Raw genomic sequence first — 12,265 nt, 5'->3', positions numbered from 1 at the left:
ACCCAGTATCCGACGCCTCCGCCGCGCTCGGCGGGCGGGCGCGGCGGAGGCGTCGGATACAGGGTCGATGACCAACCCCGACCTCGATCCCGAGGTGTACCCGCCGATCGACCCGCGTGAGGACGTGCCGGACGACCCCGGCGAACTCCTCCCGGACACGCCCGGTGAACTGCCCGAGGCGCCGGTCGAGCCGATGCCCGACGACGGGGAGCCCGGGGGTGTGCCCGAACCGGCCTGACCGGCCCGGTGCCGGGGTGCCCGATAGATCGACGATGGTGGATAATCTTGCGGTGACCGGCGCGCGGACCGCAGGGGAGACCGGATGAGAATCGTCGACGCCCGGGTGATCGTGACCTGCCCCGGCCGGAACTTCGTGACCCTCAAGGTCGTGACCGACGAGGGAGTCACCGGAGTCGGCGACGCCACCCTCAACGGCCGGGAACTGGCCGTCGCGTCCTACCTGCGCGACCACGTCGTGCCGCTGCTGATCGGGCGTGCCGGGCTGCCGGTCTACCAGTTGCTCGGCGGCCGGTCCCGCGAGGGCGTGACCGTGTACGGGCACGCCAACGGCGAGACGGTCGACGAGGTGCTGACCGAGGTCGCCCGTTTCGTCGACCTCGGCTACCGCGCGGTGCGGGTGCAGTGCGGCGTGCCCGGCCTGCCCCGGACGTACGGCGTCAGCGCCGACAAGATGTTCTACGAGCCCGCCGACGCCGCGCTGCCGACCGAGACCACTTGGTCGACGGAGGCCTACCTGGCCCACGTGCCGGGCGTGTTCGCCCGGGTCCGCGAGGAGTTCGGGCCCACCCTCCGGCTGCTGCACGACGTGCACCACCGGCTCACCCCGATCGAGGCGGCGCGGCTCGGCAAGAGCCTGGAGCCGTACGCGCTGACCTGGATGGAGGATCCGGTCCCGGCGGACCTGCAGGAGGGCTTCCGGCTCATCCGCTCGCACACCACCACGCCGATCGCCGTCGGCGAGGTCTTCAGCAGCATCTGGGACGCCGCCCAGCTCATCCGGGAACAGCTCATCGACTACGTCCGTACGACTGTGGTCCACGCCGGCGGGATCACCCACCTGCGACGCATCTTCGACCTCGCCGCGCTGCACCACGTCCGCAGCGGGTCGCACGGCGCCACCGATCTCTCCCCGGTCTGCATGGCCGCCGCGCTGCACCTGGACATCGCCATCCCCAACTTCGGTCTGCAGGAGTACATGCGGCACACCGAGCAGACGGACGAGGTGTTCCCGCACGGCTACCACTACGACGGCGGCTACCTGCATCCGGCCGAGACTCCGGGGCTCGGCGTGGACATCGACGAGCAGGCCGCGGCCCGCTACCCGTACGCGCCGGCCTACCTGCCGGTGAACCGGCTGACGGACGGCACCGTGCACCCCTGGTGAGCGCGCCGGCTCAGTGGATGCGGCGACCGTGCGCGTCCGGGATCCCGGACTTGCGGAAGAAGTACGTGTTGATCTGGTCCCGCCACTCGACGGCGCTGCGGAGCTGCTCGTCGAGGCGTTCCGCCACCCGGTCGTGGACGGCCGGGTCGACCGCCCCGGCGACGAGCCGCCACCGTTCCCGCATCGCCATCACCTCCTCGACCCCGGCGAAGTGCGTGTCGTAGATGTGCTGGATCACGGTACGGCCGTTGTGCAGCACGTGCCGGTAGGGCACGTGATGGAAGAACAGCAGCAGTTCGTCGGGGCAGCGCTCGCGTGACTCGTACACCTCGGACCACGGCGGCGGGTACTGGCCGGTGAAGCCGGTCCCGGTCGCCCGGGTCCGGTCCACCCCGACGCCGTCGCGGTCGGCGAAGTGGTAGGTGCCCCACGCTGTGTACTCGTAGCCGTCCACGTCCGGGCCGTAGTGGTGGCCCGGCCGCACCATGAACCCGACGCCGAGCGGGGCGGTGTAGCGCTCGTAGGTGCGCCAGGAATCGTCCATGATCGCGTGCATCGTGCGCCGCACCGCGTCCGGATCGCCGGTGGTCACCGGCAGCCACGTCAGGTCGATCCACTCGTCGAGGATCGCGCCGGGATCCAGCAGCGGATCCCAGGCGAGCCGGCCGAAGGCGTACAGGTTCGCCTGGGCCAGCGGGTGCCCGGTCCAGAACGGGTCGTCGCCCACGTTGGACACGGCGACCAGGCCGCCACCGGCGCCCGCCCGTCCGGCCGCAATGTCGGCGATCGTGTCGCCGGTCGCGCCCCGGGGCCGGAACCGCAGCACCTCGCTCCACCAGGGGCCGAGGTAGCAGACGTGCCGCTGCTGGCCGGTGTACTCCTGCGTCGCCTGCACCTCCACCGCCAGCCGGGTAGCAGGCATCGCGGCGAGCACCGGGGACACCGGTTCGCGTGGCTGGAAGTCGATCGGGCCGAACTTCACCTGGACGATCACGTTGTCGGCGAATCGTCCGTCCAGCGGCGCGAAGTGGTCGTGGGCGGCCCGGGCCCGGTCGGTCGACCGGTCCCGCCAGTCCTGGTGGTGGTCGTAGACGAACGCCCGCCAGCGCACCACGCCGCCGTGCGGTGCGAGCGCCTCGGCGAGCAGGTTCGCGCCGTCGGCGTGGTCGCGCCCGTACGCGAAGGGGCCGGGCCGGCCCTCGGAGTCGGCCTTCACCAGGTAGCCGCCGAAGTCGGGAATCCGCTGGTACACCCGCCGGGTGGCGGCGGCCCACCAGTCCCGTACGCGCTCGTCCAGCGGATCGGCGGTGGGCAGGCCGCCGAGGACCACCGGGGCGGCGAAGGTCACCGCCAGATGCACCTGGATGCCGTACGGGCGGAACACCTCGGCGATCTCCGCGACGTCGCCGAGCCGGTCGGTCAGCAGCAGCGCCTCGGTGTCGTGCACGTTGACGTTGTTCACGCAGATCGCGTTGACGCCGCAGGCGGCGAGCAGGCGGGCGTAGTCGCGGAGCCGGGCGGGCTCGTGCCGGGCGGCGCCGTCGCGCCAGAACAGGGAGCCGCCGGCGTAGCCCCGCTCGACCTGGCCCGACACCGGGTGCACGGCCACGTTGTCCCAGTGGTCGAGCATCCGCCGGTCCAGTGCCGGCCGGTGCCGCCGCGCCGGAAGGTCGTCGTGGAAGGCCGCCGCGCCGAGCCGGATCACGTGGAACATCCCGTACAGCAGGCCGGCCGGCGCGTCGGCGAGGACCACTGTCACGCCGCTCGCCCGCGTCAGCAGGTACCCCTCGTCGCCGAGCGCGCCGTCGCCGGTGCCGTTCACCGCCGGTGTCGCGCCGAGCCGGGCCGCCTCCGCCGCCGCGTTCGGCACCGGGCCGGCGCCGCGCAGGGCCAGCACCAGGTCGGCGTCGACAGGCCACGGTGGCCCGTGCCAGAGCCGTCCGCCGTAGCGGGCGCAGGCCCGGCTCACCTCGTCGAGGACGGTGTCGACCAGGAGCCCGTCGCCGTGCACCAGCACCGGCCGGGAACCGAGCTCACGGAACGCCGCAGTCGGTAGCCAGGCGGCATGCCAGGCCGACTCGCCGCTGTCGGCCGACAAGCGGCCGGTGACCGGGACGCTCACGCGGTGAACTCCGCCCGGATGTCGTCGATCATGGGAGCACCGATCCGCAGCAGCGCCAGCACCAGGAGCGCGGCGAGCAGGGCGAGCACCGCCTCGGAGAACACCGCGGTGACGCCGGCGGCGGCGACCAGCAGCGCGACGTTGCCGATTGTGACGCTGGGCTTGCGCGCCACGTAGTACACGGCGAGCCGGAGCACGTCGCGGGTGCGGAAGGTGAACAGCGAGACGATCACCAGCGCGTTGACCCCGACCAGGATCACCCCCGCCCCGACCACGACGAGCGGCACGGCCCACCAGCCGGGGACGGCGGCGGCGGGCAGGTTCGCCAGGTTGACCGCGATGACTGCGAGCCACAGCAGCGTCGGCGCCCAGACGCGCAGCACGCCCGCCAGGTTGGCCCGGTAGGCCCGGCGGAACGCGGCGGCGGGACGGAGATCGGTCAGGTCGGGGCGCTGGTGCCGCAGCGTGTGCAGGGCGGCCGAGACGGCCGGACCGACCGGCAGCGCGGCGGCGGCGACCAGCGGAAGGTTGCTGCTGTCGCGGTCGAGCAGCACGAGCACGGCCAGACCGGGCAGCGTGCTCATCAGGAGCAGCAGTTCGACCACGAGCAGGGTGTGGACCGTCGCGGCGGCCCGCGACAACGGCCCGTCGCCGAACTCCCGCAGCCCGCCGGTCGCGCCGGTCACCGTCGGTCCTCGTGCGGGTCGAGCAACCTGTCGTCCCACCACGGCGGCGTCTCGTCCACTACCGGGGTCAGCTCGGCGAGAGTCACCTCGTGCCGGGCGAGGACGAGGTCGAGGTCCGCCCGCCCGCCCGCGACCGGCACTGCGCGATGGGTACGGGCCGGCTCGGCGGCCTCCCGCAACGCGTCGAGCTGCCGTGGCCGGGGTGAGTGCGGGCTGCCCATCTCCCGCCAGGCCGCGAAGGCGTTGCCTGCGTCCTCACTCACTGCCGAGCGGAGCAGGAACGCCGACGCGGTGCCCGGCAGGCCGATCGGAACCGACAGCGACAGGGTGTGCCGCTCGGGTGCCGGCTCGCGGCCGGTGACGTCCACCGGGGCCCAGGCCAGGACCGCGACCCGGCCGTCGGGGTGCCGGGTGACGAGATGGTCCGGCCCGCGCGCGAGCACCTCGTCGCCGAGCCGGGCCATGAACGCGTACAGATGGTAGGTGGGTTTCTTGATCTGCCGGTGGGTGAGCAGGCCGAAGCCGCCGTGCAGCGGCGCGGTCGGCACCCCCTCCTCCTCGAACACGTCGCTGAAGGTCCAGTAGGAGAAGGAGTCGACCAGATCCCCGCCGTCGGCCAGCACCGGAGCGAGGTAGGCGGCGTGGAAGGCCGTGTCGTGGATCGGGTTGTCCGGCCGGTAGGAGGAGTTGAACTCGGTGATGTGCACCGGGTGGTCGGCCAGCGCGGTGCCGGCCAGGTGCCGGCGGGGCGCGGCGAACTGCTCCAGCAGCTCCGTGGCCGGAGCCAGGGTCTGCCGGGTGCCGAACGGCAGGTGCCGGGCCGGGCCGGAGGTGTAGGCGTGTCGGCTGACGAAGTCGACGGGCACGTCGCGGTCGGTGACGAACTCGGCGAACGGCTTCAGCCACTCGTCGGCGCCGGGGGACAGGGCCGGGCCGCCGACCTGCAGTGCCGCGTCGACGTCCTTGACGGCGTGCGCCGACACCTCGTACAGGCGGTGGTAGGCGTCCTGGTCGGCGCCCTGCCAGAACGCCGGCAGGTTGGGCTCGTTCCACACCTCGATCGGCCAGCCGCGCACCTCGTCGAGGCCGTACCGGTCGACCAGGTGGGTCACCGTGGCGCGCACCAGGTCACCCCATTCGGTGTACGACCGGGGCGGCGTCACGTTTCCCCGCCACCAGAACACGGTCTGGTCGCCGGAGGCGAGCGCCGAGGGCATGAACCCCAGCTCCACGAAGGGCCGGATGCCCAGCGCGAGGTAGGCGTCGACGACCTGGTCCACGTAGGTGAAGGCGTGCCGCACCCGGCGCTCGCCCCGGTATTCGTACGGGCGGTGCACGCCGACGCCGTCGCTGAGCAGCCCGTGGCCGCGGATGTGCCGGAAGCCGATGTCCCGCTGCACCAGCGCCAGCGAGTCCTGATAGTCACGTCGCAGAGCCAGGTCGAACCGGCCGGTGCCCACGCAGGTACGCCAGGCGTCGGTCAGCCGGCCGGCAGGCCGGTCGGGGACGAGGAGCCGCGTCATCCGTGGTTCTTGCGGTACCGGTCGTACGCCTTGTTGACCAGGTCGATGTAGGCCTGCGCGTTCTTGCCCTTCAGCTCCGAGACGTAGGCGTCCCACTCGCTCAGCGGCCGCTGGCCGAGGGCGAACTTCAGCGTGTTCTGGGTGACGTGGTCCTTCAGCGCGGTCGCCCACAGCGTCGTCTGCTCCCGCTCGGAGTCGCTGAGCGGCGCCGGTGGCGGAGTCACCCAGGGCGCGGCCTTGCGGGCGTTCATCTCCTTCTGGAACTCCAGTTCCTCGGGCGAGAAGAACGACTGCACCAGGTCGAGCTTGCCCCCGTAGGCGAAGACGCCGTTGTAGAAGCCGAAGTCCTTCTGCAGGTGCTTGGTGCCCTTGGGGTTGAGGCCGATGACGTTGACGTCCGGGGCGAGGGTGCGCTTGCCCGAGCCGTCCTTGGTGTACGTGGTTCCCTCGACGCCCCACTTGGCGAACTCCTGGCCGGCGTCGGAGTACCAGAGCCAGTCGACGAACTGCATCATGGCCACGAAGTTCTTGCCGTCGCGCGCCTTGCTGGAGATCATCACGCCGTTCTCCAGCCGGCTCGCCGGGTTGACCGCTCCGGCCGGCCCGACCGGGAAGAGGATCTTGCCGAGCCGGGCGTTCGGGTTGATCTTCGCGATGTCCGGGCGGTAGTCGTTCACCAGGGTCTGCGCGTTCGTGCTGATCACGAAGGACTTGCCGCTGGCGAGCTTCTGCCGGGCCTGGTCGTCGGTCTGGGTGAACGTCTCCGGGTCGAGCAGCCCCTCGGCGACCAGCTTGTGGAGGTACTCCACCACCTGCCGGTAGCCGTCCGAGGCGCCGGTGAAGACGTACTTCCCGGCCCCGGAGTCCCAGCTCGTCGGCTGGTAGTTCCAGCCGGCGCCGGGCAGGCCGTGCGCGAGGGCCAGCATGTTCAGCAGGTTGCCGGCCGGGTTGGGCTTGCCGAACCGGTCGGAGAACGGGATGACGTCCGGGTGGGCCGCCTTCATCGCCTTGAGCATGGCGTACACCTCGTCCCAGGTGGTCGGGGACGGGATCTTCAGCTGCTCCAGCACGTCGGTGCGGACCGCGAGCGTGTAGTCCTGCCAGGGCTTCTCGTGCAGGCCGGGCAGCAGGTAGAACTTGCCGTCCTCCTGCCGGAGCGTGTCCATCTCCGGCTGGAGCTTCCACTTCTCGATCTTGTCCTTGAAGTGCGGCATCAGGTCGAGGTAGTCGCTGACCGGCAGGATGGCGCCGGAGGACACGTACGAGTTCTCCTGCGGGTGGTAGGTCTTCGGGATGATCATCGGGGCGTCACCGGAGCCGACCAGCACGCTGCGCTTCTGCTCGTAGTCGCTCAGCGGCACGGCGACCGGGTCCAGCTTGACGTTCGTCCGCCCGGCCAGCTCGGTCCAGAACAGCCACTCCGGCTTGAGCGGGTAGTTCGGGTGGTTGTTGTAGAGGATCGAGAACGTGACCGGCTCGGTGGCCTTGAACTGGTCGCCGATACCGTACTTCTCCATCGCGCCGGCACGGTTGCGGTCGAGGTCCTTCTTGTCGGGTGCGTCGTCGCCGCAACCCGCCAGGGAGGCGACGGCGGCCGCGCCGGTGGCGAGCAGCAGCTGGCGCCGGGACAGCTGGGCCATGGGTTCTTCCTTCCGGTGGTGGGGTGGTGGTGCGGGTGGCGGCTATCCCTTCACGGCGCCGAGCATGATTCCGGAGACGAAGTAGCGCTGGATGAAGGGATAGACCGCGAGGATCGGCAGGATCGTCAGCACGATGGTCACGGACTGGATGGTGGCGGCGGACTGGACGACGTCGCCTGCGCTGCCGAGGCCGCCGCCGGTCTGCGTGGCGTCGGTCGCGCCCGCGATGAGGTTGCGCAGATAGACCGTCACCGGGAGCAGGTCCTGCCGGTCCATGTAGAGGAACGCGGCGAACCACGAGTTCCAGAACGAGACGGCGTAGAACAGCACCATCGTGGCGACCATCGCCTTCGACAGCGGCAGGACGATCCGCAGCAGCGTGCCGTACGTGTTCAGCCCGTCGACTGCGGCCGCCTCCTCCAGCTCGACCGGCAGGCTCTCGAAGAACGCCTTCATCACCAGCAGGTTGAACACGTTTATCGCGTTGGGCAGGGCGATCGCCCACACCGTGTTCTTCAGCCCGAGGCTGGTGACTAGGACGTAGTTGGGGATCAGGCCGCCGGTGAAGAACATGGTGAACACGGCGATCCCGACCAGCGCGGTCCGGCCCCGCAGGTGCTTCTTCGACAGCACGTAGGCATAGCAGGTGGTCAGCACGACGGAGACGAGCGTGGCGACCACCGTGTAGAAGACGGTGTTGCGGTAGCTGACCCAGAACGTCGGGTCCGACGTCACCACCCGGTACGCGGTCAGGTTGAACCCGCGCGGCACGAGGTTCACCTCGCCCGCGACGATGTACGCGTTGTCGCTGAGCGAGCGGGCCACGATGGTGAGGAACGGATACAGGGTCACCACCACGACGCCGGTCAGCACGAGGGCGTTCACCACCTGGAAGACCCGGTAGCCGCGGGTGGGCCGGGGGCCACGCGGCCGGGCCGCCGGTTTCCGTGTACGGGCCTGGGCGCGGGCCTGCGTGCTCACCACAGGCTCGTCCCCACCGTGCGCCGGGAGATCGCGTTCGCCGACAGCACCAGCGTCAGCCCGATCACGGACTCGAACAGGCCGATGGCGGCGGCGTAGCTGAGGTTCCCGGAAACGATGCCCACCCGGTACAGGTAGGTCGAGATCACGTCCGCCGTCGGGTAGGTGAGCGGGTTGTACAGCAGCAGGATCTTCTCGAAGCCGACGGCCATGAAGGTGCCGATGTTGAGGATCAGCAGCGTCACCATCGTCGGCCGGATCCCCGGCAGCGTCACGTGCCAGGTCTGCCGCCACCTGTTGGCGCCGTCGATGCGGGCTGCCTCGTACAGGTCGCCGTCGACGGTGGTGAGCGCGGCGAGGTAGAGGATGGTGCCCCAGCCGACGGTCTGCCAGACCTCGGAGGAGACGTAGATCGTCCGGAACCATCCGGCCTGCTGCATGAACGCGACCGGCTCGCCGCCCACGGCACGCACCATCTGGTTCACCGTGCCGTCCACCGACAGCAGTTGGAGGACCATGGCGGCCACGATCACTATCGACAGGAAGTGCGGCAGGTAGGACACCGACTGGACGAACCGCTTGAGCGCGCGGTTGCGCACCTCGTTGAGCAGCAGCGCGAGCACGATCGGCAGCGGGAAGCAGAACACCAGCGTCAGCGCGCCCAGCACCAGCGTGTTTGTGAACACGCTCCAGAAGGTCGGGTCGGTGAAGAACAACCGGAAGTACCGCAGCCCGGTCCAGTACTCGCCGAAGAGGCTGCCGCCCGGCTGGAAGCGCCGGAACGCGATCACGTTGCCGAGCATCGGCAGGTAGCGGAACGTCAGGAAGAACAGCAGCGGCAGGACTGCGAGCGAGTAGAGCTGCCAGTCCCGGCGCAGGGCCCGCCGCCAGGGCGTACGGCGACTGCGCGGGGTCGGGGCTGCCAAGCTCGTCCTCCCCCTGACCGTCGGCCGGAACGTTTCCGGTAATACGTCGTAAGCCTTTCGGAAATTTATTGGTATCGTTATCTTCGTGTCAAGAGCGTCGATTGATATCTCCCTCGGCCAGCTCCGCCGCTACACGCCGGCTGTCGTCGAGCCCGCCGACTTCGACCGGTTCTGGCGGGCCACCCTCACCGCCGCCGCGGCCAGCCCGGTGCTCGTCGACGTCCGCCCCGAACCCACCGACCTGCGGCTGCTCGACGTGTGGGACGTGACGTTCGCCGGGTTCGCCGGCGAACCGGTGCGGGCCTGGTACACCCGTCCCGCGGGCGTAGCCACGCCGCTGCCGGCAGTGGTGGAGTACCCCGGCTACGGGCGCGGCCGGGGCCTGCCGGGGGAGCGGCTCACCTGGCCGGTGGCGGGCTACGCCCACCTGCTGGTGGACAACCGGGGACAGGCCGGCCTGTACAGCCGCGGTGACACCCCGGACCCGCACGACGCTCCCGGCGGGCCCAGCCCCGCCACGAGGGGGATCCTGTCCCCGGACGACTACCACTACCGCCGCCTGATCACCGACGCGGTCCGCGCGATCGACGCCGTCCGCGTACTGCCCGGGGTGGACCCGGCCCGCGTCGCCGCGGTGGGCAACAGCCAAGGTGGTGGACTCGCGCTCGCGGCGGCGGGCCTCGTCGACGGCCTCGCCGCGCTCCTGGTCACCGCCCCGTTCCTGTGCGACATCCAGCGCGCCATCGAAGTGACCGAGGCGTCCCCCTACGGCGAGATCGCCCGCTACCTCGCGGTGCACCGCGAGGCCGAGGAGCCGGTCCGGCGCACGCTGTCCTACGTCGACGGCGTCAGCTTCGCCCGGCGCGCCACCGCACCGGCGCACTTCGGGATCGGTCTGCGCGACGAGGTCTGCCCACCGAGCACCGGCTTCGCCGCCTACAACCAGTACGCCGCTGCCGCATCGGCCACTCCGCTACGGGAGATGCACACGTACCCGTTCAACGGCCACGAGGGCGGGGAGGCCGTCCACGTCCGGCGGCAGCTGCGCTGGCTGGACGCGGTGATGCGTTCCGCCGGGACGGCAGCCGGCTGACGGACTCACCGGATGTCCGATGCAGGGCGCTAGATCACCCGGCGGCGTACCCGCCACACCACCACGCCGATCAGGATCGCCGCGACCGCGACGAACACCGCCGCCTCGATGAGCTGGAACGTCCAGAACCGGTCGGCAGGGTGGTAGACCCCGAACCGCTGGATGCCGCGTTCGTGCAGGAACTGGCTGAGGTTCGTGCCGGCCTGGTTGGCCGCGTCCTCCAGTTCGTAGTACTCCGTCGAGCTCAGCCTGCGCCCGGCGGCGTCCGCGTAGCCGCGTTCGATCACCCAGTCGGCGACGCCGGCTCCGGCCTGACCCTTCGTGCCGCCGGCGGGGACCGGCTCCATGGTGGTGAGCGGCGTGGCGTACGCGGGACGGGCCAGCAGCGCCACCGACATCCGGGCGGCGAGGAACGCCCCGAACGCGACGCCGAACGCGGGCAGGCTGCGCCGCAGGATCGCCCCCGCGGCGGTGGCGACGCCGAACGCGAACAGCGCGTACGCCAGCGGAACGAGCCCTTCCAGGTCGAAGGCGTCGTACTGGAACCGCCCTTCCCAGGCATCGAACGGCTGCCGGAACCAGGTGAGCACGGCGGTGAACATGCCGGTGAGCGCGACTGTGACGCCGGCCAGCGCGGCGAGCTTGGCCGCCAGCCAGCGCATCCGCGGCACGGCCTGGGTCCAGGCGAGCTGCCAGGTGCCGTCCTCCAGTTCGCGGGCGAGCAGCGGCGCGCCGAGGAACGCGCCGATGACGACGGGCACCAGGTAGAAGGCCGCGAGGAGGTTCTCGACGTATCCGTACTCCTCGTCGAGCCGGCGGAAGGCGGCCGTGCACGTCTCGCCGGCGCCTGCTGTTCCCGCGCACCGGGCGGGGCCGCCGGGGAACAGGTCGTGGGCCTGCGTCCCGAGCACGAGCAGGGCGATGCCGAACACGCCGAGAAGCAGACCGAGGACACAGACCTCGGTGCGGTGCTGGCGCCAGATCAACCACGTCATGCCGCCACCTCCGACGGGACCGCGGCGCCCGGCTCGGACGGCCGGCGCAGGTACGCCAGCACCAGGTCCTCCAGCCCGACCGGCTGGGCCTGCCAGCCCGGCGCGGCCGGGATGCCGCCGTCGCGTACCAGCAGGGTGGTGTGCCGGTCGCTGTGGACGGCGTCCACGACGGCGCCGGCCCGGTCGAGGTCGGTGGCCGTGCGCGGGCCGACGAGCAGCCGGTGCTCGGCGAGGAGGGTGTCGATGTCACCGGTGAGCGTGACCCGGCCGTGGTTGAGCACGACCAGGTGGTCGCAGACACGTTCCAGCTCGTGCACGACGTGGGAGGAGAACAGGACCGTCACCCCGCCGTCGGCCACCGCGCCCATGAGGACCTGCAGGAATTCGCGCCGGGCCAGCGGGTCGAGGCTGGCCACCGGCTCGTCGAGGACGAGCAGGTCCGGCCGTTTCGCCAGGGCCAGGGCCAACGCGACCTGGGCCTGCTGCCCGCCGGAGAGCGAGCCGGCCCGGCGGTCCAGCGGGATGCCCAGCTTCGCCAGCCGGCGCTCGGCCAGCCCCTGGTCGAAGCGGAGGTTGCAGGCCCGGCCGAAGCGGAGCATCTCGGCGACGGTGAAGCGCTTGTACAGCGGGTGGTCCTGGGCCAGGAACCCGATCCGGGACAGGGTCTGCGGGGTGCTGGCGGTGACGTCGTGGCCGAGGACCTCGACGGTGCCGGTGCTCGGCGCCAGCAGTCCGACGATCAGGCGCAGCAGCGTGGTCTTGCCCGCGCCGTTCGGCCCGACCAGGGCGATCACGCCGCCCGCCGGCAGGGTCAGGGTGCAGTCGCGCAGCGCCCAGCCCTTCCGGTACCGCTTGCCCACGCCGTCGGTGCGCAGCGCGATCTCGGTGGGGGCC

At 71.3% G+C, this 12,265-nt stretch carries 11 protein-coding genes; 3 read left to right on the top strand and 8 right to left on the bottom strand.

The features are described from left to right. Window positions 1–238, top strand: a 238-nt coding sequence (locus tag KBX39_RS09655) for a hypothetical protein (RefSeq protein WP_210870062.1), incomplete at its 5' end; no start/stop codon positions are given. A gap of 84 nt (window positions 239–322) precedes the next feature. Continuing rightward, window positions 323–1,405, top strand: coding sequence for a D-galactonate dehydratase family protein (locus KBX39_RS09650; protein WP_210870059.1), 1,083 nt, complete (start codon window positions 323–325; stop codon window positions 1,403–1,405). 10 nt (window positions 1,406–1,415) lie between these two features. Here the strand turns inward: KBX39_RS09650 and KBX39_RS09645 are convergent, their stop codons facing one another. From KBX39_RS09645 to KBX39_RS09620, 6 genes are read right to left on the bottom strand one after another with little or no spacing between them, the layout of a single operon-like run. Continuing rightward, window positions 1,416–3,527, bottom strand: a complete 2,112-nt coding sequence (locus KBX39_RS09645; RefSeq protein ID WP_210870058.1) for an alpha-glucuronidase — start codon at window positions 3,525–3,527, stop codon at window positions 1,416–1,418. Beyond that, window positions 3,524–4,213: a hypothetical protein gene (locus KBX39_RS09640; RefSeq protein ID WP_210870057.1), complete on the bottom strand. Its 690-nt coding sequence runs from the start codon at window positions 4,211–4,213 to the stop codon at window positions 3,524–3,526. Before KBX39_RS09640 ends, KBX39_RS09645 begins: the two co-directional genes overlap by 4 nt. Next, window positions 4,210–5,736, bottom strand: coding sequence for a xylan 1,4-beta-xylosidase (locus tag KBX39_RS09635; protein WP_210870056.1), 1,527 nt, complete (start codon window positions 5,734–5,736; stop codon window positions 4,210–4,212). Before KBX39_RS09635 ends, KBX39_RS09640 begins: the two co-directional genes overlap by 4 nt. After that, window positions 5,733–7,376: an extracellular solute-binding protein gene (locus KBX39_RS09630; RefSeq protein WP_210870055.1), complete on the bottom strand. Its 1,644-nt coding sequence runs from the start codon at window positions 7,374–7,376 to the stop codon at window positions 5,733–5,735. The genes KBX39_RS09635 and KBX39_RS09630 overlap by 4 nt, the downstream gene beginning before the upstream one ends. A 42-nt stretch (window positions 7,377–7,418) precedes the next feature. Then, the gene (locus tag KBX39_RS33230) at window positions 7,419–8,357 is read right to left on the bottom strand and encodes a carbohydrate ABC transporter permease (RefSeq protein ID WP_233607833.1); all 939 of its coding nucleotides are present in this window, start codon (window positions 8,355–8,357) and stop codon (window positions 7,419–7,421) included. Continuing rightward, window positions 8,354–9,283 carry a sugar ABC transporter permease gene (locus tag KBX39_RS09620; RefSeq protein WP_064445469.1) on the bottom strand — a complete coding sequence of 310 codons (930 nt, stop codon included), beginning with the start codon at window positions 9,281–9,283 and terminating at the stop codon, window positions 8,354–8,356. Before KBX39_RS09620 ends, KBX39_RS33230 begins: the two co-directional genes overlap by 4 nt. Before the next feature lie 67 nt (window positions 9,284–9,350). Here KBX39_RS09620 and KBX39_RS09615 point away from each other — a divergent pair, with 67 nt between their 5' ends. Next, a complete protein-coding gene (locus tag KBX39_RS09615) occupies window positions 9,351–10,376 on the top strand; it encodes an acetylxylan esterase (protein WP_069088314.1) in 1,026 nt (341 codons plus the stop codon). A 29-nt stretch (window positions 10,377–10,405) separates the two neighbouring features. Here KBX39_RS09615 and KBX39_RS09610 read toward each other — a convergent pair whose 3' ends face one another. Together KBX39_RS09610 and KBX39_RS09605 are read right to left on the bottom strand one after the other, a co-directional pair. Further along, window positions 10,406–11,371 (bottom strand): ABC transporter permease subunit, encoded by a 966-nt coding sequence (locus KBX39_RS09610; RefSeq protein WP_064445471.1) that lies wholly within the window; start codon window positions 11,369–11,371, stop codon window positions 10,406–10,408. Further along, a complete protein-coding gene (locus tag KBX39_RS09605) occupies window positions 11,368–12,252 on the bottom strand; it encodes an ABC transporter ATP-binding protein (RefSeq protein ID WP_210870060.1) in 885 nt (294 codons plus the stop codon). The genes KBX39_RS09610 and KBX39_RS09605 overlap by 4 nt, the downstream gene beginning before the upstream one ends. Window positions 12,253–12,265 lie beyond the last annotated feature (13 nt).

It is taken from the genome of Micromonospora sp. D75, from assembly GCF_018070405.1.
Classification (GTDB): Bacteria; Actinomycetota; Actinomycetes; order Mycobacteriales; family Micromonosporaceae; genus Micromonospora; species Micromonospora chalcea.
The sequence above is the reverse complement of the archived record's forward strand: the minus strand, read 5'-3'. Positions and strand labels throughout refer to the sequence as shown.

Bases quoted from the DNA above. Each gene is read 5' to 3' on its own strand.
- KBX39_RS09650 (WP_210870059.1), top strand. From the start codon at position 323: ATGAGAATCGTCGACGCCCGGGTGATCGTGACCTGCCCCGGCCGGAAC.
- KBX39_RS09635 (WP_210870056.1), bottom strand. From the start codon at position 5,736: ATGACGCGGCTCCTCGTCCCCGACCGGCCTGCCGGCCGGCTGACCGAC.
- KBX39_RS09630 (WP_210870055.1), bottom strand. From the start codon at position 7,376: ATGGCCCAGCTGTCCCGGCGCCAGCTGCTGCTCGCCACCGGCGCGGCC.
- KBX39_RS09610 (WP_064445471.1), bottom strand. From the start codon at position 11,371: ATGACGTGGTTGATCTGGCGCCAGCACCGCACCGAGGTCTGTGTCCTC.